Source organism: Dyadobacter fanqingshengii, assembly GCF_023822005.2.
Classification (GTDB): domain Bacteria; phylum Bacteroidota; class Bacteroidia; order Cytophagales; family Spirosomataceae; genus Dyadobacter; species Dyadobacter fanqingshengii.
On record NZ_CP098806.1, the window covers coordinates 4,559,850 to 4,581,172 of the forward strand.

Consider the following 21,323-nt stretch of genomic DNA (forward strand, 5'->3'; position numbering starts at 1 on the left):
AATAACGCAAGGTGCTGTTATTCTCCATTTTATCTTAAAATATTTTCCTATCGCGGTCAGGTAAAGTTTTGATAAATCGAGTCCATAATACGGACAAAATGCTGATAATCGGAATCATTCAGGCTTCCCCAGCCCTTTCTGCGAATGTCTGCTACGATCGGAAAAGCCTCATTATAAGTTGCTTCGCCTGCTTTTGTAAGAAACAAATTAAACTTTCTCCGGTCGCCCGCTGCGGGCCCACGCTCTACTAACCCCTTTTTTTCAAGTAGATCAATAATCCGCGTAACCGTTGGCGGATCCTTAAATGTGAGTTCTGCAAGCTCATTCTGACTGATGCCCTGCCTTCTGAAAATGTGATCTATAAGCACCCACTGGTCCACCGTAAGGTCGAAACCAGCCTCCGTTAGTCGTTTCTGTAAAGCGTTTCGGATTTTTTTGATTGTCGTGTCTATTTTAAAGAAATAGGCACGCTGATCAGAATGATGCGTCATGTTAGGTTAAGTTGAAGCTTTGGGCCATTGAGTATATGATTACCAATTATAAGTCCCTTCAACTATTCGTCTACTAATTATTGCAAAGAAAATTGGCGATAATTTTAGTGCATGCCGGTTACAATTACCGATGGATAATCACCGCAGAATGACCATGGTACGGATTCGACGTCTGTATAATTGAATAAGAAGCTCGTAAACAAAAAAATGCTCCTGACCAAAACGATCAGGAGCATCTATATCAATTCTTAACCCCTACGCCGAATTCCTCGCAGCGTTGATAATTCCGAACATCGCCCGCATGATCAGCTGATTATATGTTTCCACATCCACTGGCAAATTCTTGGGATCCTCTGCGAGCATTTGTAATGCATATTGCTGGATCGTGATCAATGGTAAAACGATCCTTTCGCGGGTTTTGATTGAGACTTTAGTGACGTTGTTGCTGTCCAGAAGTTCTCTCTGTCCGGAAACTTCCAGCAACTGGTCGCGGGTTAACAGGAACTCGTTGTACATTTTGTCCCAAAATTCCTTGTAATCTGCCTCGTCGCGAAGATATTTTGTTGCAGGAAAAAATGCCTTTGACAAGGATTGCATTGAATTTTCAATCAACGTCCTGAAAAACAGCGATTTTTTGTATAACTGCTTGATCTCTTCCTTCTTACCTTCATTACTCATCTGCTCGATCGCCGTTCCGAAGCCGTAAAAGCCCGGAACATTCTGCTTCATCTGAGCCCATGATCCCACAAAAGGAATGGCACGCAAATCTTCAAATTTCAGCCCTTCGTCGTCATTTCCCCGCTTTGTAGGGCGACTTCCAATGTTGGTTTGTCCATAAAAACGCAATGGGGTCTTTTTGTCCAGATATTTAACAAACATCGGATGATTTTTCAAATCCAAATAGGAGTCATAAGCCAAAGCAGCCATTTCCTCAATCAGAACTTTGTCATCCGCCGTCAATTCGTCTTCAACGCGGTTGCCTCTGAAAAGGTGGTTTTCCAAACCGGCTGTAAACAATCTTTCCAGATTATACATCGCAGTTGTTACCGTTCCGTAATTTGAACTAATTGTCTGTCCCTGAACGGTTAACTGAATTTCCTTATCCTCGATATCAGTTCCTAACGAAGAATAAAAGTTGTGGTTATTGCCGCCTCCACGCGCAGGAGGGCCTCCGCGACCGTCGAAGAATGTGACTTTGATACCAAATTCACGGGAAACTTTCGTTAACTCTTCCTTAGCACGGTAAATCGACCAGTTTGCACGCAGGTAACCGCCGTCTTTTGTTCCATCAGAAAACCCAACCATAATGGTTTGATGGTTTTCACGATTTTGCAAATGATTACGATAATACTCACTTTCGTATAATGACCGCATGATTTCAGGCGCATTGGCCAGGTCATCAACCGTTTCGAAAAGCGGAACGACGTCCAGTGCAAGCTTTCCGCTTTCATCGGCAATGAGGTTTTTGGCCAGCGCTACCACTTGCATGACATTTAATGCAGATGTGTTATTGCTGATCACATAACGGTGAGCCCCTTTTTCACCATTCTTTTCCTGGATCGTTTTAATCGCACGAATAGATCCTAAAATATCTTTCGTCAGTTCATCTTCGTAATCTTCATCCCGCAATGGAATGTTCAATGAAAGCAGCAGGTCTATTTTTTTCGCCTCGTCCCAGCTTTCGTAATCGCTGTATTTCAGCAAAGGAATCTTTTTCTCAAGTCTTTTAAGGATATCTTCCCAAGCCTTACCATGCTTCCGGCTGTCCTGACGCACATCCAGACTCGCAAAGAAGAATCCGAAAATGTTTAATTTGAGGATAAAATTGTCAAGCAACTCCACAAATAGTCCCTGGTGCTTGGAAACCAGCACTTCGCGGGCTTTGAGGAACTCATCGATCAACTCCTGCGCATTGTTATAACCCTCTTCAAACGGGCCGAAAATCGTGCTGTTCATCTTACGTTCAGCCAAACTGATCGCCTCGTCCACTCCTTTGAATGTCAGCCTGCGCTTTAATTGCCGCAAATCGCGATAGTAACCTCTCAAAAGCGTTTCGCGCAGTCTCGCAGCCACTTGCAATGTGATTTCAGGATTGACGAACGGGTTTCCATCGCGGTCACCTCCCGGCCAGAAGCCTAATCGATAAACATTCGGATAAGGCCAGTCGTGTACGCTCATGCCAAGCCCATTGATGAGTTTTTCAAGAATGGATGGAATTGCGTCGTAATATACATTTTCCAAAAACCAGCAAAGGCTCACAGCTTCATCAAAAGGCGTGGGCTTTTCGTGATTAATGAATGCGGTTTTACCCAATTGCAAAAGCAATTGGTTTACTTCCGTAAAGTCATTTTCTTTGATTGCATCTTCCAGATCATTAATGATTCCCAACACTTTACCGGAATAAAATTGCGTCGGGTGCGCAGTTAACACGATCCTGACACTGAAATCTTCCAGCTTGGTCAGCAGCTTTTTTCTAAGCTCATCATTATCCAGGCGATCCGTCAGATAATTAACCGATCCTTTGCCTGTAAGGTCATGGGTCTGATCAAATGCAGCGTCCTCCACAGAGTCGAAAAGTACAACTTGCCTTTCAATGTACTGAATGAAGGCAAAAAGCAGATCAGCCCTTTCCTTTGGCGTAGCAGTTTCTAATAATTCAGAAAAAAAGTGCTCTATAATCTCCCTGGGCGATTTTCCCTCTTGAAATCCGATCTCACTTTGCTGCGTTAGTATGGGGAGTAATGATCCCGTCTGAAAAATGCCCCGGTAAGGCAAACTCAGAAAAAGACTATTAAAAATATTGTACTTCGTTACAACCGCGTCCTGGAAACTGTTATTCATACTGGAGTGACAAAATTATATTCTGGAAACTGCAATTAAGGCAAATATACTTCTAAAAAATCGGTTTCAGGCTTTTGGATGGGCTTGTTGATGTGTTTTTTTGAGCTTTTCGATGGAGTTATGCGTGTAGATCTGCGTGGCGGCCAGATTTGCATGCCCCAAAAGTTCTTTAATCGCATTTAAATCGGCGCCGCGATTAAGCAAATGCGTTGCATACGTATGACGCAGCACGTGCGGGCTTTTTTGTGATAATGTTGTAACTGCGGATAAATATTTGCCAACAGTTCTTTGTACAAAAACCGGATAAACGGCTTTCCCTGAATTGGTTAATATTAAAACATTCGTATCCTCCTCTGGCGCGCGCAATGTTAGATACTGAAACAGCAGATTGGCCAGCGAAGTGGAAATAGGCACAACGCGCTCCTTCGACCTTTTTCCAAACACGCGAATTGTTCTCGCCGGAAGATTCAGGTCATTTATTTCAAGAGACACCAACTCTGCAAGCCGGATTCCGCTCCCATACAGCAATTCCATGATCGTTCGGTCCCGCACCCCTTCGAAGTCCTCCGTGAAAGTATCGGGCTGGAAAAGCATTTCCATGGATTTTTCTTCCACAAAAGCAGGAAGTTTCTTGCGCGTTTTAAGCGCAGAAAGAATTTTGGTAGGATCCTGAGAAATGGCATTCTTTCTCTTCAAAAACCCAAAGAATGTTCGTAGTGAAGCAATTTTACGATTGATCGAAGATGGGTTCATGCCCTCTTCCATCAGACTAACAACCCAGGACCGAAGCATTGGAGCCTTTGCTTCCTGCGGTTTATCCAGCTCATATTGAAACAACAGATATTTCTGAAACTGGTCCAGGTCCGTCTGGTAAGATTTGATCGTGTGGACGCTGGCGCGTTTTTCGAATTTCAGAAAATCAATGAATAACGTAATCATAACAGCAACATACAAAAAAGGGCCGCCTTTAACAAGCAGCCCTTTTTCAGTATGATATGGATATAATAATCCTGTCGAATCTTTCAGAACACCACTCCTGGGAACTAGTCTTCTAAATGACCGTAAGTTTTTTCTTTGTAAACGGCACGCAGAACTTCAAAACGACGTCTAACAGATGGTTTTTCGAAAGCAGTACGAGCACGAAGCTGGCGCATTGTACCAGTTCTTTCAAATTTCTTCTTGTAACGCTTAAGAGCGCGGTCAATCGATTCGTTGTCTTTAATGTTTATAATAAGCATGCTTATAAATTGTAATGTTCTTTGAATTGGTTTCTGAAATCGGACTGCAAAGAAAAGCTTTATCAAACAGAAAATCAAGAAATAAGTCATTATTATTAGGTTATTTTTGTGATCATTGCATTGAAGAAAAAGCTTTTAACAGATTAAATGCCCGATATGAGCTCGCGACTGGGAATTATTGACTTAGGGACAAATACTTTTCACCTGCTCATTGTGGACAAAAGCGGAAATGCTGTCACCAATATTTTTCATGAAAGCAGGCCAGCCCGGATCGGACTAGGCGGAATCAACAAAAAGATCATTACGCAGGAAGCCCTACAACGTGCGTTAACGGTCCTGGATTATTTCCGGGAAAAGCTGGATGAGTTTGGTGTGAGTAATGAAAATACTTTCGCCTTTGGAACCAGCGCAATCCGTAATGCGGAAAACCAGGCTGATTTTTGCGCAGAAATTCTTTCCAAAACAGGCATTGCGATTACCGTTATCGACGGAAATCGGGAAGCGGAATACATCTATAATGGCGTCCGACACGGCGCAGACATAGGGGATATGCCATCCTTAATCATGGATATTGGCGGTGGAAGCGTGGAATTTATCATTGGTAACAAATCGCAAATTTTCTGGAAGCAAAGTTTTGAGATCGGTGGGCAACGACTGATGGAAAAATTCATGCGCAATGATCCGCTTTCCCAGGCTGACAGAAAAAACCTTTATAATTATTTCGAAGAAAGCTTAATTCCCCTGGCTAATGCCGTTCACCAATATTCTCCCGACAAGCTGGTCGGTTCTTCGGGGACGTTCGATACATTGGTTGACATTGATTTTCATTTCCGCCTCAACAACTGGCCGCCCAAAAGCCAGACCGATTTCCCATTGCCTCTGGAAGAATTTTACCGGGCCTATGCGCTCATTCTCTCCGGGAATCACGACGACAGAATGCAGATTCCAGGGATGATCGAGCTCCGCGTCGACATGATCGTAGTGGCAGTTTGTCTAATTGATTATGTGCTCAAAAGCTACGCAATCAAGAAGATACAGATTTCAAGTTATGCTTTGAAAGAAGGCGTCGTTGCCGAATTGTTATCTAAATAAGTCTTACGTGTATTTTAGAACCTCCCACGAATTATTTATATGTCCTATCGGGCAAACTTCTATTTTTGTAAGCAAGAATAAATAAACCAACTCTATGAGATTAATTCGTTACTTCCTCCTTGCAGGAATCATATTCCTGTTTACCACAACCACTTACGCACAGAAGAAGAAAAAGAAAGAAAAACAGGAAGACGTCAAAATTGACAAAGCGGTGGACGCTGTCGCTACGGCGGTGAAAGAAAAGCTCAAAGACGACAGAAAAAAGGGCCCGAAAGCATTCAAGGACCTTATTGACACCAGCGCAGTAAGCCAGAAGGGAATGATATCCGTTCACAAAATGGATGAAAAATGGTATTTCGAAATCCCCGATTCGCTGCTTGATAAAGACATTATGGCCGTTACACGCTATGCAAAAACAGCTGCCGGCGGTGGCATTTTTGGTGGGGAAGAAGTCAACCGGCAAATGATCCGCTGGGAAAAGGGCATGGACCATAATTTGTTATTGCGATCTGTGACTGTGGTCGTTGCGAGCCCGGACAGCACCAAACCGATTTTCCAGGCTGTAAAAAATTCGAACTCTGATCCGATCATTGGGGTTTTTGAAATAAAGGCTGTAAAAAAGGAGCCTGGTGCAAAATCATCTGTCATTGACGTAACGGATTTCTTTAATGCTGATAATCAAGTGTTTTCACTAAGTGCTATCAGTAAGCAGCTTTTAAAACTTACGGCATTTAAAAAAGAGGCGTCCTACATTGAGAAAATCCGGTCTTTTCCAATTAATACAGAAATCCGGACTGTGAAGACGTTTTCTGTAACGCCTCAACTTCTTTCCACCTCGCCAGGGCCTTCAATCGGTCAATACTTGCCTTCCGGGCTTGACGCAGGCGTGGTGACTCTGGAAATGAACACTTCGCTGATCCTGCTGCCTGAAAAGCCCATGCGGAAAAGGATTTTTGATAGTCGGGTAGGTTATTTTGCCAACCAATATGCCATTTTTGGAGAAGAGTCTCAAAGATCTGATACAGAGGTTTTTGCAGTTAGATGGCGATTAGAGCCGAAGAATGCAGAAGAGGCAAAACGGCAGCAAAACGGTGAATTAATCGAACCAAAAAAACCAATCGTTTACTATATCGATCCTGCTACGCCTGAAAAATGGCGCAAATATCTTAGAGCCGGCGTGGACGATTGGCAGGAAGCATTTGAAAAAGCAGGCTGGAAAAATGCGATCCGGGGCGAATACTGGCCCGAGAATGATACGACTATGAGCCTGGAAGATGCACGTTACTCTGTAATCCGGTATTTCGCTGCGGATATTCAGAATGCGTACGGGCCTAATGTACATGATCCGAGAAGCGGCGAAATTCTGGAAAGTCATATTGGCTGGTATCACAATGTCATGCGTCTCCTGCGCAACTGGTACATTATCCAGGCGGGTGCGGTGGATCCGAAAGCCCGCACCAAAAAGTTTGATGATGAGCTCATGGGCCAGCTTGTGCGTTTTGTTTCTTCCCATGAAATCGGCCATACCTTAGGACTAAGGCATAATATGGGCGCAAGCTCAGCAACACCGGTTGAAAAACTGCGTGATAAGGATTGGATAGAAAAACATGGCCACACTGCTTCAATCATGGATTATGCGCGGTTTAATTACGTTGCCCAGCCCGAGGACAGCATTACCAATCTTTTTCCGAGAATAGGGGATTATGACAAATGGGCAATCCAGTGGGGTTACAGCAATTTTATGGATGCCAAAGATGTGAAATCCGAAAAACAGCTGTTAAATGCCATGACCAAGGAGGCTTACAGGGATTCTCGCCTGCATTTCGGAACGGAAATTAGCCCTTATGACCCGCGTTACCAGACCGAAGATTTGAGTGACAATGCAATGAAAGCCTCGGAATACGGGATTAAAAACCTGAAAAGAATTCTTCCAAATCTGATCGAATGGAGCCGTGAGGATGGTGAAAGTTATAAGGAGCTGGACGAGATCTACAACAATGTTATCCAACAATATCGCCGCTATCTGGGCCACGTCATGAAGAATGTGGGCGGGATTTATGATAATCCAATAACGTATGATATGGAAGGTTCAACCTTTGAAACTGTGCCAAAGTCGACTCAGCAAGAGGCCGTTGCGTTCCTGAACAACCAGTTATTTAAAACGCCTTCGTGGTTGTTAGACCAAAATATTTTGAGTAAAATCAAGCCCGAAACCGGTGTTGAGGCGATTAAAGCATTGCAAGAATATGCATTAACGACGCTCTTCGCAGGCGACCGCGCAGTGAGGTTAATGGAGACAGGAATTTCCAGCAAAAACTACACGCTGGATGATCTTTTCACAGATCTGGAAAGCGGAATCTGGTTGGAAACAAAGACAGGGAAAAGCATTGATCTGCATCGCAGAAACTTGCAGAAGGTGTATATCGAGAAATTGGTTGATTTATTGAAACCAGGCAAAACCAATGTGCTCTCTGTTCCCGTTGGCGTTACTTACGGTTATTCTACAAGGGTTGTTGAGCTTGAAAAAACCGATTTACCTTCCGTTGCAAGAGCACATTTGGAGACATTAAAAGCTTCCTTGCAGCCCGCTATCGCGAAATCGACGGATAAAATCACAAAATATCACTTGCAGGATGTTTTGCAGCGGATCAAAATGGCGCTGGATCCAAAATAAACACCAGGAGAATCTTCTATTAAACAATGCTGGCACTTCGGGAAATTTTAAAGAAACATGACGGCTTTGCACGTATAATCAACAGCGCAAAGCCGTTTAAAAGACTGGACTTTTCTGCATCCAATGAAGCACTCCTAACAAGAGATTTATCTGAAACCTCTGTTTTTTCTCAGTTTGTATTTGAAGATATGCTTGACAGAAACACTTTCGTAGGATTCGGAGGCTATGGCGAAAACCGCGTTATTTACCGTCAGCGCAAGCATTTTAATAACGAAGAGGAAGAACCGAGAAGCATTCACCTCGGCACGGACATTTGGGCGGATGCGGGAGAACCCATATATGCACCCCTCAATGCGAGAGTACACAGTTTCGCATTTAACGATCATTACGGCGACTACGGCCCAACCATCATTCTCGCCCACACATTAGACAATGTTACGTTTTACACACTTTACGGACATTTGTCGCTTAAATCGCTCGACGGATTATACCCTGGTAAAAACATTTCATCAAACGAAGCGTTCGCAGCCATAGGCTCTTACCCAGAAAATGGCGACTGGCCACCGCATCTGCATTTCCAGATCATCCAAGATATAGGCAATAACAAAGGCGACTTTCCAGGTGTAAGCAGCATTCAAAATCAGGAGCACTATTTAAATCTCTGCCCCGATCCGAATCTGATATTGAGGATCGCTGAGAATGACGCACCCGACTAAGAAGCCCTACTCTTCTCTAAATTCGGCAGAAATCCTGTCAATAGCCCGATAAGCGGTAAAAACGAGCAAATCCAGAAGACGTATTCAATGCTGGTTTTGTCGGCTACGCTGCCCAAAATGGCTGAGCCGATTCCAGCGATGCCGAAAGCAAAGCCGAAAAACAGACCTGCGATCATGCCGACTTTTCCCGGAATGAGTTCTTGCGCATAAACCAATATTGCTGAAAAAGCGGAAGAAAGAATAAGCCCGATAATGCAGCTCAAAACGCCGGTCCAGAATAAATTTACGTATGGAAGCAGCAAAGCGAATGGCGCTGCACCCAGGATTGAAATCCAGATCACATATTTCCTGCCAATTCTGTCCCCAACAGGCCCGCCAATGAATGTTCCTGCAGCCACGGCAAACAAAAATGCGAATAGGTAAATCTGCGAATTCTGAATGGACACGCCGAATTTATGAATGAGGTAAAAAGTAAAATAACTGGAAATGCTGGCCATGTAAATGTATTTTGAGAAAATCAAAAGCAGTAATATGGCAATGGCAAAGGTGATTTTCCCGCTCGAAAGATGGGACACGTTGGCCGGCTTAGCCACTGATTTTTTGGCAACAACCACTTCCAGGCTCCGCTTATACCAGCCGCCCACCCAGGACAAAATGGCGATTGCCAAAAGCGCAACCAGCGAAAACCAGATCACCTGAAAACGTCCATAAGGCAACAGAATCAACGCCGCAAGCAAAGGCCCAAGCGAGCTGCCCGCATTGCCTCCCACTTGAAACAGCGACTGCGCCATACCATGCTTTCCACCCGAAGCCATTCGCGCCACACGGGAAGCCTCAGGATGAAATACGGCAGAACCAACGCCGATCAATCCAACTGAAAGCAGAACAAGATTAAAGCTGTTTGCAAGAGACAAGGAAATTAATCCGAGTAAAGTAAAACACATTCCTACGGCCAATGCAAATGGTTGCGGCCGTTTATCGGTAAAAGCACCAACCACAGGTTGCAGTACCGAAGCGCTCACTTGAAATGTGAATGTGATGAACCCAATTTGTGTAAAATTCAGCTGGAAAGATTCCTTCACCATGGGATAAATGGAAGGAATTAATGATTGCATCGTGTCATTTAATAAATGGCAGAAGCTCAATGCAAGCAAAATAGGGAAAACGGTCTGCGAAGTATTTATTGCCGGACTTGCATCGACAGCAATGGGATTTGGTTCAATAGATTTCATGCTTACTTCCGGTGAATCGTCGTTGCGGCAGATTGCGCACCAGCTAAAATTGTAATATCTGCAATGGTAACCCTGCTCGGAGCATTTATCGCGTAAAGAATGGCATCGGCAATGTCGGAAGCCTGCAATGGATCAAATCCTTCGTAAACCTTTTCCGCCCGGTTTTCGTCGCCTTTGAAACGGACCAATGAAAACTCAGTTTCCACAGCGCCGGGTGCAACATTGGTTACCTTAATGCCATGTTGCGTCAATTCGAGGCGCATTCCTTCACTCAAAACCTCGACCGCGGCCTTGGATGCGCAGTAAACGGCACCATTAATATAAGTTTGCTTGCCAGCGATAGAGCTGATGTTGACAATGTGACCGGCTCCTTTTTCCAGCATTAACGGGATTACCGCTTTTGAAACATAAAGCAGACCTTTTACATTTCCATCAATCATTGCATCCCAATCGTCCGTATCACCTTCATCCAATGATCCCATGCCATGCGCATTTCCAGCGTTATTGACCAGAATGTCAATATTTTTCCAATCATCCGGCAACGACCCGATCATCGCGATCACCGCGCCCTTGTCACGCACATCGAAAACCAGCGTAGTAACTTTTACTTTGGTTGATAATTCAGAAACTTCATCTAACCGCTCCTGACGGCGGCCGCAAAGGATGAGATCAATTCCGGCACCTGCAAATAACTGCGCAGTCGCCTTTCCAATTCCGGATGTGGCTCCGGTAATTAATGCAATTCGAGACATTATAAAATCAAATTCGTCAATGGATGTGAACTTCCTCAGACGCTCACTTTTTATTTTTTGGAATGTTCATACTGCTGAACTTCCCCTTTTCCAGTTGAGCAGCCTGGCTAAATAGCTGAACGGCTTGCTGATAAACATTGTCTGTCGGGTTCAAGACCTGGAAAATCTCATTATTAAGTCCGCTTTTCTGCTTCCTTCCCCAGACATAACGACCAATGATCGCCTTCGTTTGCGATGTAATAATAGGCTTAGAAAGTGTCAATTCCTTCTCATTTGGTTTAATTCCAGCTTTTGAAGCATCTTTTACCATGTCGGCTATCATTGCGTCCGAAATTTGGAATGAGGTCAAAAAGTCATTAAACGACTGTTTTTCAAGCTTTTTCTGGTTGTCATTTGCATAACGCAATGCGTATTCGCGAATAATGTTTTTGGAATAAAGCTCGAATAGGTATTTGCTGTTCAAAAGTGTATCCTTTGGAACAAAAATGTCGGGCGTAATGCCGCCGCCACCGTAAACGATCCGGCCGCCGTCGGTTTTATAGATTTTTGTTTTATCAAATTTGATGCTGTCCGCATTGAACAACTCGCCGCTTTCGTAGCGATGCGAAAGGTCCTGGCTGTAATCTTCGCCTTTTCCTAATTCATACGGTTTCTGGATGCTCCGGCCACTTGGCGTGAAATATCTGGAAATGGTCAGCCGAAGTTCTGATGCGTCCGAAAGCTTGATCGGCATTTGCACCAAACCTTTTCCATAAGACCTTCTTCCAACGACCAATGCACGGTCATGATCCTGCAATGCCCCGGCTAAAATTTCCGATGCAGAAGCACTTCCTTCATCTACCAGCACGATTAGTGGCCCTTGTTCGAAGAGTCCATCCACATGCGAACGGGTTTTTCTGTCAAACCGGCTATCCTTACCTTCGGTATAAACCAAAAGTTTGTCGCCGGCAATAAATTCGTCAGCCATGCTCGTCGCGCGCTCCATATACCCGCCCGGATTTCCTCTTAAATCAAGGATCAGGTTCTTTAATCCACTGGCTTTCAAAGTTTTTAATGCTGATTTAAATTCGTCGTAAGTGGTTTCCGAGAAACGGCTCACCTTGATGTAACCAATCTCCTGATCCACCATATAAGACGCATCCACAGAATAAGTCGGAATGCGATCGCGAACGACGGCAAAGTTCATTTTTTCGTCTAACCCAACTCTTTCAATCGCCAGATCAACCTTTGTGCCTCTTTTTCCGCGCAACAGCTTATAAACCTGTGCATTGGTCACACCGGGACCAGATAAGTTTTCTTTGTTCACCGAAATAATGCGGTCACCGCTCTGGATTCCCGCCGCTTCCGAAGGACCGCCGCTCAATGGCGTTACCACGTAAACGGTGTCATTGTATATATTGAATTCCACACCAATCCCGTCAAATCCGGAGTCCAGCTGCGACCTTGCAGCGGTTGCTTCGTCCGTGTTAAAATACGCCGTGTGTGGATCCAGCTTTTCAAGCATTTTTGAGATAGAAAAATCGACAAGCTCCTCAGTATTAACCGAATCCACGTAATTATTCTCAACGAGCATGAGCACTTCCCTATACTTGGCGTAACCCTTTGCAACGTCGGAAAGCTTGCGGCCTCCGCTAAAAAACGTGCTTCCCAACAGCACACCAGCAGCCAACGTAATGGCTATAATGATAGGCAGTCGAACCACAGAACGGGAATTATGAATCGGATTAGGAGATTTTTGTTGATTCATGCCAATAAAATATTTGAAAGCGTTGTATGAATGCCGGTTGCAGTTGGCACATTTCTCTAACGTGAAGTAAGCGATTTTGGTTGCCTAAAGCAAATGGATCTACGGTGATTTCTAAGATATTAGTCCAACGTTTGCCCTTAGACAAATGCCTTTAAAGACTCCGGATTGCGCATTGTCTCCGGGTTAATGCACTTTGCGGGATCCTGCCCCATCAAAATCCGCTTCATGGGCGCTTCCATCTTTTTACCGTTGATCGTATACGGAATGTCGCTTACCTGCTCAATCGTGTCCGGAACGTGGCGCGGGCTGTATTCACTGCGCAAAACGTCCTTGATGCGCTTTTTTAGCTCATCTGTCAAGGTTTTGTCCTTGCTTAAAACGACAAACAAAGAGATTGTGCCTTCTCCGTTTCCTTTCTCAAGATATACGGCAAGGCTGTCTTTCACGTCAGGAATGCTTTCAACAGCGCGATAGATTTCGGCGGTCCCTATCCTTACGCCTCCTCTGTTTAATGTCGCGTCCGAACGCCCGTAAATAATCACGGAGTTACGGTCGGTTACCTTAATCCAATCGCCGTGGCGCCAGATATTGGGATACATTTCAAAATAACTGCTGACATATTTTTCGTCATCTTCGTCATTCCAAAAATAAATGGGCATCGAAGGCATAGGTTGCGTAATCACCATTTCACCAAGCTCGCCGATCGATGGTTTCCCATCCTCGTTATATGCCTCGATCCTGCAACCGAGCATGCGACACTGGATTTCGCCAGAATACACAGGCAAGATCGGGCAGCCGCCTACGAAAGCGCTGCATACATCCGTTCCGCCGCTAAGCGAAATAAGCCAGACATCTTTTTTAACATATTTATAAATCCATTCATAAGCCTCCGGCGGCAAAGGCGAACCGGTTGAGCCAATGGTTTCCAACGCATTAAGATTTTCTGCCATAATGCTGACGCCCGCTTTCATGGAAGCTATGAAATAGGCCGCGCCGCTTCCGAAATGGGTTATTTTTGCTTTTTCTGCCAATGTCCAGAGCACTTGTGACGATGGAAAAGCAGGCGCACCGTCATAGAGCACGAGCGTGGCGCCGCAAAGGAGCGAACCTAATGCATAATTCCACATCATCCAGCCCGTGGTCGAATACCAGAAATAACGGTCACCCGGTTTCACATTCTGATGCAGGATCAATGCTTTGTGGTGTTCGATCAGGCAGCCGCCCACACTATGCGTGATCGCTTTTGGCTTGGCTGTGGTTCCCGATGAATAAAGGATCCAGATCGGATGATCAAAAGAAAGCGGCTCGAAATCAAGTCCGAAATTTTCGAGATGCAGAATGTCTTCCCAGGAAGTAAGCCTTTCCGGGCGATTCTCAGCATTAATGTTGTTGATTAAAACCGTGTCCTTAACACTTGGTAATGAGAAAGAAAGCTCCTGCGCAAACGATGTAATGTCGTAGGTTTTGCCATTGTAAAAATAACCGTCTGCTACAAAAAGCACTTTTGGCTCAATCTGCGAAAAACGGTCTGCTATGGCTGTCTTACCAAAATCCGGCGAACACGACGACCACACGGCACCCACCGCATTCGTTGCAAGAAAAGCCACCACCGCCTGCGGAATATTGGGCAAAATAGCCGCAACACGATCACCAGGCCGCACGCCGCGCTGTTTGAGCCAGGCTGCCACAGCGGCAACTTCGGTTTCAAGCGTTTCCCAGGAAATTTCGGTTAATGGAGATTGTTCTGATTGAAAAATAATGGCCGGGCGGTCCTTCGACTTATTTCTAAAAACGTGCTCTGCATAGTTGACTTTGGAACGCGTAAACCACTTTGTGCCGATCATGCCATGCTTTGGCCTTTGCAAAACTTCGAGATAAAGATCGTGGGACTTTATGTTGAAGTAAAGCCACAAACTCTCCCAGAAATCTTCCAGATCCGTCACAGACCAATCCCAAAGATCGTGATAGGAGCGGAAATAGAGGCCTCTTTTTACAAAAAGCCAATCCATGTATTTTTTAAGATTGGATTGCTCCAGAAGCGCTCTTCCTGGTTTCCATAATGGTTGAGGCAGCACGTCAGTAGGCATAATTACATCATTATAGGTGAAGGTTAGGTCGTGGAAAAAGGCGTTTTGCGACGCATTTAACCAATAGTATTAATAAACGTTCGGTTACGAAAAATGGCATAAACCGAAGTGAAAATTTTTACTTGAAAATTTCCTGTATCTTTGCAGTCTTAAATAAAAACACTTAGTACTCTGATCATCAGATACGTTGATTAGCTGGTTTTAGTGGCAGTTTTTGCAAATACAGACCAAAAGAACCGCCTGATCAGTACACGGCAAATAGTAAGAGGAAATAAATTCCAGTAGTGATACTGCATTCCTAATGAGAAAAAGAACATCAACACCCTCGAAGGCACCAAAAGCGTCGCAACCTTCGACAGGCGGACAAAAAACTTTCCGCAAATCCAACGACGGCGCAGGTCATCCATTCAAGAAAGCCCGCCCGGAAGCAGAAAGCCGCTTCAGTAAGCCAAGCATCAAAAAATCAAGTTTGAGAGTCGCCAGCGGTAATGCGGACAATGCAGGCCAAAAAGCACGGCCAAGTTTCGACCATGAAAAAGGCCCGAACGACAGACCACGCTTTGATAAGCCCCGTTTTGATAAGCCGGGCTTCGATAAGCCGGGCTTCGAAAGGACGCGCTCGGACAAGCCTCGCTTCGATAAGCCTGGAAATGATAGGCCGGGATATCCTAAAAAAGAAGGTGGTTTCCGCAGTCCGGCTGATAAAAAAGACTTCGGACAAAGAGAAAGACCAACTGGCGACAGGGAATTCAAACCACGTTTTGACAGACCTGCCCGCGAAGGCGACAGACCGCGCTTTGACAGACCTGCACGTGAAGGCGACAGACCACGTTTCGAAAGAAACGACGATCGCCCTGCTCAATCCGGAGAATCCCGCCCATTTCGTGCAAGAGAGGAATCAGGATCAAGAGAAAGACCAGTTGGCGACAGGGAATTCAAGCCACGTGCTGACAGACCTGCACGCGAAGGCGACAGACGCGATTCCAGAACACCAGGTGATCGTCCGTTCAACCGCCCAAGCAGAGACGGCAAGCCAGAATTTAAAAAAAAAGATGAAACCGAGCGCGTAGAACGGGATGATTCTGACAGACCTGCCCATAACGAAAATCCTGAGCAAACAGAAGATCGCAGCGGCCTGGATAGAAGAGTAGGTCGCTTTGAAAGTGCTCCGCGCTACAATCTTTCAAGCTACGAAAAGAAGAACGCACCAAAACGGAAGGAAAAGGAAGAATCTCCGCTTATCCGTCTGAACCGATATATTTCTAATGCAGGCATTTGCTCGCGTCGCGAAGCGGATGATCTGATTGCTTCGGGTCAAATTTCTGTGAACGGTAAGACGATTACAGAAATGGGTTACAAAGTAATGCCCACGGATGTTGTGAAATACGGCAAGAAGGCGTTGAACCCGGAGAAAATGGTTTATATATTAATCAATAAACCAAAGGATTACATTACCACAACCGACGATCCGGAGGAACGCAAAACAGTGCTTGACCTGATTCAGGGAGCTTGCGCGGAGCGCGTTTACCCGGTTGGTCGTTTGGATAGGAATACAACAGGTTTGTTGCTTTTGACAAATGATGGAGAATTGGCTGTAAAGCTAACGCACCCATCCGGCGGCATTAAGAAAATTTACCAGGCGGAACTTGATAAACCGATTACTACGGAGGATTTTGAAAGCCTGCAAAATGGCTTGGAACTGGAAGATGGTTTCATCCGCCCTGACGAAGTCGGCATCGTTACGCCTGACGCTATGGTGGTTGGCCTCGAAATTCACAGCGGCCGAAACAGGATCGTACGCCGGATGTTCGAACATTTGGGTTACGAAGTTCAAAAGCTGGACCGCACCGTGTTTGCAGGTTTAAACAAAAAAGACCTTCCGCGTGGAAAATGGAGATTTTTAAGTGAGAAAGAAGTTGTGAAACTGAAATTCATGCTTTAAGATTTTGGAATAATATAAAAAGAAAACCGGCTGCTACGATAAACGTAACAGCCGGTTTCTTTTTTGAACCTATATATATTACAAACGGAATCCGAATGAATAAACGTCGTAAGGAGCGTCTGGGTAAAGACCTTCGAACTGCACCATTGACTCTTCCTTGCCGGCGATTGCAGCCTGGAATTCTTTCACTGTCCGCACTGGCTTACCATTCACTTTGGTAATGATAAAACCTTCCTCAACTTGCGAACGGGCAAACTTCCCACCATCGATGGACACCACTTTCACACCGCCATCCAGTTTATAACGAGACAAACGTTGTTTCTCCTGATCACTTAGGTTACCAAATTGTGCGCCCAAAGCATTCATGATTGCGGCAGATTCGTCGCGTTTCAGGATGTCAGAGCCACCTGTACGATTACGCAATGTAATGTTCAGATCCTTTTCCTTACCATCGCGGTTAACGGTCAGATTAACTTTATCGCCAGGCTTGTGCAGGCCGATTGACTGTTGCAATTCAGGAATAGAGTGAATGTTCAAACCGTCCACTTTCACGATCACGTCACCTTTATTGACACCGCCTGCTTTTGCAGCACTGTTTTCTGTAAACTCACGCACATAAACACCGTCGTTCACTTTCACTCCGTATTCTTCGGCTTTTCTGCTGTCCAAATCGTCAAGGGCAATTCCCAAATAACCACGTTGAACATTACCGAATTTGATCAGATCACTTGAAACTTTCTTAACTATGCTTGAAGGAACCGCAAAAGCGTAACCTGCGAAGCTTCCTGTTGGGCTGGCAATGGCAGTATTAATACCGATCAATTCACCTTTCAGGTTAACCAAAGCACCACCGCTGTTTCCTGGGTTCACAACTGCGTCCGTTTGGATAAATGATTCAAGAGGAGAATCGACAGAAGCTGCTGATGTAGGCGTTACGCCACCGCCACGTCTTGACTGGCCAATGATGCCCAATCCACGACCTTTTGCACTTACAATACCAGCTGTTACAGTTGATTCCAGGTTAAAAGGATTACCAACAGCCACAACCCACTCTCCTACTTTCACTGCATCGGAGTTGCCCAATGTTACTGCTGGCAAATCTTTTGCTTCAATTTTTATCACAGCAATGTCCGTAGATGGGTCAGCTCCAACCACTTTTGCTCTGAACTTGCCTTTATTATGCAATGTAACTTCCAGTTCCTGAGCACCTTCTACAACGTGGTTGTTGGTTACGATATAACCATCAGCTGAAATAATCACACCTGAACCAGATGCCTCCTGCGACTGAGGGCCGCGTGAGCCGCCTTCAAATTCGTCGCCAAAGAAATCCCGGAAAATATCAGGAATTTGCTGACCTCCGCCACGAGAAGCCTGGCGTGTCATTGTAGATTTAATATGGACAACCGTTGGTGTTGTAGCCTCAGCAGCATAAACAAAATCCCCGGGAGCCCCCACCGGTGTCCCGGTTGAAGTGAAGCGATTGATCGACTCAGCCGGCGCTTCCTTTAAAATTACATCTTTACCATTGTTATCACCTAATAGCTTAAAGCCGGCAAGAGTTGATGCGCTTGAAATCAACCCAACCAACACTAAACCTTTCCAATTTGTTTTCATATACATTTGTTGGGGTTATATTTTTGTAAATAAATAACGCAATGCCATGACTAATTTATTCCCGCAGACGCCTCATTTAACATAATTTAACAAAGATATTCTATTTGTCTTCTACTAAAATATCCTGCCAATTCAACTAACAATTTATTCAAATCTTTGTTCACAAAAAAGGCGCTATTATAAATAATAACGCCTTTCTGAGTTGTTAGCCCGGATTAAGCGATGTCAATTGTGCGAGCAGGTTTTTCTTTTGCTTCTTCACGTTTTGGCAATGCAATGCTTAACACGCCTTCGTTATAAGTGGCTTCGATTTTATCTCCGTCTACTGAGTTTGGCAATGTGAAGGTGCGTTGGAAAGAGGAGTATTTGAACTCCCTGCGTGTGTATTTTTCATTAGCGTCTTCTTCTTTCTGCTCTTTTTGTGCAGAAATGGTCAACTGATTTTTTTCAAGATTCAATTTAAAATCCGATTTCTGCAAGCCGGGAGCGGCCACTTCAATTCTGAAACCTTCTTTGCTTTCGACAACATTTACTGCCGGAACACTTCCGGAAAATGCTGGATTTGCAAGTTCATTAAAAAGGTCTTTGCCAAAAAATCCGTTTACATAAGATGGATTTGCGAAATGGGTTTTTACTAATGTGCTCATGGTTTTATGTTTTTAATTGTCTGTTTCAAGTTTTTACCGTCGTGGTATGTGGGGTAAATATCAATTCTCATTCCGCTGTGTAAAAATCAAGTAAAACAAGACATAATGTCTGGTTTACCCTAACAACAAAAGTTTATACATGACACAATGGCCTGTTGATGCGAGAAAACAAGACAAAATGTAACATAACCCTGAACAAGGGTTTATAGAAAACCAGGAAGTGAAAATGAATTAACGTAGATCCAGCAATGCGCAAGCCTGCTCGGAAGCAGATTGCTCCGCTTTTTTCTTGGTGAAACCGTTGCCTTGTGCAAAAGGCTCGTCGTTTACCAATATTTGAGAAATGAATTCGCGGTGATGGCGTGTGCCGCGTTCTTCGAGGATTTCAAAACGGATTTCTTTGCCTTCCCGCTGCGCCCATTCGATGATGAGGCTTTTGAAGTTGGCATTGTTCTGAATAATGCTATCCAGATCGTAATGCGTGATAAGCTTGCTAATGATGAATGTTCGGGTGAAACGGAAGCCCTTATCCAGATAAATGGCGCCTACAAATGCTTCGAGCGCATCCCCGTACATGGAAGAGCGCGGAGACATGCCGCGACGGTTGCCATCGTATTCGATCAGGTGGTCGAGGCCAAGCTTTCTTGAAATTTGGTTGAGTGATTCCCGGTTTACAATGCGGGAGCGGATTTCTGTGAGAAAGCCTTCGTCTTTGTAGGGATATTTGGTGAAAAGAAATTCTGCAACCACCATTCCCAAAACTGCGTCGCCAAGATATTCGAGTCTTTCATTGGATTCACGGAACCCTTTGATAGCCGTTTCCCTGGATGCGGATGTGTGGCGAAAAGCCAGTTGATAGACGCCAAGATTCGAAGGCCGGTCGCCAATTACGTGAGCAATCGATTCCTTAAATTTTTTATCCTCAGCACTTCCGGTTCTGAAAAGAGAGAGTATCGGTATAAGAATTCGCTTTGCCAAGTGTAATTAGTTAATCAGTCTTCATACTTTTTGAAAACGACTGATGCATTGTGCCCGCCAAAGCCAAATGTATTGCTGAGCGCAATGTTAATCTTGCGTTTTTGAGCGTGGTTAAATGTCAGATTCAGTTTTGGGTTGATTTCTGGGTCGTCTGTAAAATGGTTGATGGTAGGCGGAACAACCTGATCGCGGATCGCCAGAATACATGCCGCAGCTTCTATTGCACCAGCCCCGCCCAGTAAATGTCCGGTCATGGATTTGGTTGAACTGATATTCAGCTTATAAGCATGTTCACCAAAGAATTTTTCAATTGCCTTGATTTCCTGCGGATCACCGATTGGCGTAGAAGTGCCATGCGTATTAATGTAATCCACATCCTCCGGCATAATCCCTGCGTTCTCAAGTGCATTTTTCATAACAATATGAGCGCCTAGGCCATCCGGATGCGGTGCTGTGATGTGGTAGGCATCGGAAGACATCCCGGCACCGATCATTTCAGCGTAAATTTTTGCTCCTCTTGCTTTCGCATGTTCCAGCTCTTCCAGAATAAGCGCCGCCCCGCCTTCTCCCAATACAAAACCATCGCGGTCTTTATCGTAAGGACGGGAAGCGGTTTCAGGAGAATCGTTTCTTTCGGATAAGGCTTTCAATGCGTTAAAACCACCTACGCCTGCGATGGTCACTGCTGCCTCGGAGCCTCCGGAAATACACACATTCATCATCCCAAGCTTGATGTAATTGAATGCATCGATCAAGGCATTGGTTGCCGAAGCGCAAGCCGAAACTGTGATGAAATTGGGACCGCGGAAGCCGTAGCGGATAGAAAGAACTCCCGAAGCACTGTCCACAATCATTTTGGGAATAAAGAATGGGTTAAAACGGGGCGTTTTCCCATTTTCGGCGAAATTCATGACCTCTTCTTCAAAGGTCTTTAATCCACCGATTCCAGTTCCCCAAATTACACCGGCTTTGTCGAGATCAAGCGTATCTGCGTCAAAGCCGGCGTCCTTCATTGCTTCATCTGCTGCAATGACGGCGTATTGGGTAAACGGATCCATTTTACGTGCTTCCTGTCGAGGAATGTAATTTGTAACGTCCAGACCTTTTACTTCACAGGCAAACTTGGTGCGAAACTTCTCAGCGTCGAAACGCGTAATAGGAGCCGCTCCGCTTACACCTGCAACTAAATTATTCCAAAAGGTAGAAACATCATTTCCCACGGGCGTTAATGCGCCCATTCCGGTAATTACAACTCTCTTCAAACTCATAAAA

At 44.8% G+C, this 21,323-nt stretch carries 16 protein-coding genes; 4 read left to right on the forward strand and 12 right to left on the reverse strand.

The genetic code is table 11. The features are described from left to right. Positions 1 to 56: 56 nt before the first annotated feature. The 4 genes from NFI81_RS19010 to rpsU all read right to left on the reverse strand — a co-directional run bounded on the left by NFI81_RS19010 (position 57) and on the right by rpsU (position 4,570). Positions 57 to 491: a MarR family winged helix-turn-helix transcriptional regulator gene (locus NFI81_RS19010; protein WP_234616328.1), complete on the reverse strand. Its 435-nt coding sequence runs from the start codon at positions 489 to 491 to the stop codon at positions 57 to 59. A 255-nt stretch (positions 492 to 746) separates the two neighbouring features. After that, on the reverse strand, positions 747 to 3,332 hold the full coding sequence (locus NFI81_RS19015) for a phosphoenolpyruvate carboxylase (protein ID WP_234616327.1): 2,586 nt from the start codon (positions 3,330 to 3,332) through the stop codon (positions 747 to 749). A 66-nt stretch (positions 3,333 to 3,398) separates the two neighbouring features. Continuing rightward, positions 3,399 to 4,271 (reverse strand): tyrosine-type recombinase/integrase, encoded by an 873-nt coding sequence (locus NFI81_RS19020; RefSeq protein ID WP_234616326.1) that lies wholly within the window; start codon positions 4,269 to 4,271, stop codon positions 3,399 to 3,401. Positions 4,272 to 4,375: 104 nt separating this feature from the next. Then, complete coding sequence (gene rpsU, locus NFI81_RS19025) at positions 4,376 to 4,570, reverse strand: 30S ribosomal protein S21 (RefSeq protein WP_026629542.1); 195 nt, start codon at positions 4,568 to 4,570, stop codon at positions 4,376 to 4,378. Between the two features lie 156 nt (positions 4,571 to 4,726). Here rpsU and NFI81_RS19030 point away from each other — a divergent pair, with 156 nt between their 5' ends. The 3 genes from NFI81_RS19030 to NFI81_RS19040 all read left to right on the forward strand — a co-directional run bounded on the left by NFI81_RS19030 (position 4,727) and on the right by NFI81_RS19040 (position 9,052). Continuing rightward, positions 4,727 to 5,662 (forward strand): Ppx/GppA phosphatase family protein, encoded by a 936-nt coding sequence (locus NFI81_RS19030; RefSeq protein ID WP_234616325.1) that lies wholly within the window; start codon positions 4,727 to 4,729, stop codon positions 5,660 to 5,662. Between the two features lie 94 nt (positions 5,663 to 5,756). Further along, positions 5,757 to 8,336 (forward strand): zinc-dependent metalloprotease, encoded by a 2,580-nt coding sequence (locus NFI81_RS19035; protein WP_234616324.1) that lies wholly within the window; start codon positions 5,757 to 5,759, stop codon positions 8,334 to 8,336. Positions 8,337 to 8,362: 26 nt separating this feature from the next. After that, the gene (locus tag NFI81_RS19040) at positions 8,363 to 9,052 is read left to right on the forward strand and encodes a peptidoglycan DD-metalloendopeptidase family protein (protein ID WP_234616323.1); all 690 of its coding nucleotides are present in this window, start codon (positions 8,363 to 8,365) and stop codon (positions 9,050 to 9,052) included. Here NFI81_RS19040 and NFI81_RS19045 read toward each other — a convergent pair. The 4 genes from NFI81_RS19045 to NFI81_RS19060 form a co-directional block, all read right to left on the reverse strand. Continuing rightward, the gene (locus NFI81_RS19045; protein ID WP_234616322.1) at positions 9,049 to 10,284 is read right to left on the reverse strand and encodes an MFS transporter; all 1,236 of its coding nucleotides are present in this window, start codon (positions 10,282 to 10,284) and stop codon (positions 9,049 to 9,051) included. The two genes, NFI81_RS19040 and NFI81_RS19045, sit on opposite strands and share 4 nt — an antisense overlap. 2 nt (positions 10,285 to 10,286) lie before the next feature. Further along, complete coding sequence (locus NFI81_RS19050) at positions 10,287 to 11,036, reverse strand: SDR family NAD(P)-dependent oxidoreductase (RefSeq protein ID WP_234616321.1); 750 nt, start codon at positions 11,034 to 11,036, stop codon at positions 10,287 to 10,289. A 43-nt stretch (positions 11,037 to 11,079) separates the two neighbouring features. Further along, a complete protein-coding gene (locus tag NFI81_RS19055) occupies positions 11,080 to 12,783 on the reverse strand; it encodes a S41 family peptidase (protein ID WP_234616320.1) in 1,704 nt (567 codons plus the stop codon). 137 nt (positions 12,784 to 12,920) lie between these two features. After that, positions 12,921 to 14,870 carry an acetoacetate--CoA ligase gene (locus tag NFI81_RS19060; RefSeq protein ID WP_234616319.1) on the reverse strand — a complete coding sequence of 650 codons (1,950 nt, stop codon included), beginning with the start codon at positions 14,868 to 14,870 and terminating at the stop codon, positions 12,921 to 12,923. A 301-nt stretch (positions 14,871 to 15,171) separates the two neighbouring features. Here NFI81_RS19060 and NFI81_RS19065 point away from each other — a divergent pair, with 301 nt between their 5' ends. Continuing rightward, positions 15,172 to 16,812 carry a pseudouridine synthase gene (locus NFI81_RS19065; protein WP_234616318.1) on the forward strand — a complete coding sequence of 547 codons (1,641 nt, stop codon included), beginning with the start codon at positions 15,172 to 15,174 and terminating at the stop codon, positions 16,810 to 16,812. Positions 16,813 to 16,890: 78 nt separating this feature from the next. On the opposite strand, the gene NFI81_RS19070 is transcribed toward NFI81_RS19065, so the two are convergent. The 4 genes from NFI81_RS19070 to fabF form a co-directional block, all read right to left on the reverse strand. Further along, positions 16,891 to 18,426 carry a Do family serine endopeptidase gene (locus tag NFI81_RS19070; RefSeq protein WP_234616317.1) on the reverse strand — a complete coding sequence of 512 codons (1,536 nt, stop codon included), beginning with the start codon at positions 18,424 to 18,426 and terminating at the stop codon, positions 16,891 to 16,893. 215 nt (positions 18,427 to 18,641) lie between these two features. Next, entirely contained in the window at positions 18,642 to 19,073 is a 432-nt protein-coding gene (locus NFI81_RS19075; RefSeq protein ID WP_234603425.1) for an Hsp20/alpha crystallin family protein, read from the reverse strand. A gap of 231 nt (positions 19,074 to 19,304) precedes the next feature. Continuing rightward, positions 19,305 to 20,051, reverse strand: a complete 747-nt coding sequence (gene rnc, locus NFI81_RS19080) for a ribonuclease III (RefSeq protein ID WP_234616316.1) — start codon at positions 20,049 to 20,051, stop codon at positions 19,305 to 19,307. Positions 20,052 to 20,065: 14 nt separating this feature from the next. Continuing rightward, complete coding sequence (gene fabF, locus NFI81_RS19085) at positions 20,066 to 21,319, reverse strand: beta-ketoacyl-ACP synthase II (protein WP_234616315.1); 1,254 nt, start codon at positions 21,317 to 21,319, stop codon at positions 20,066 to 20,068. Between the last annotated feature and the right edge of the window lie 4 nt (positions 21,320 to 21,323).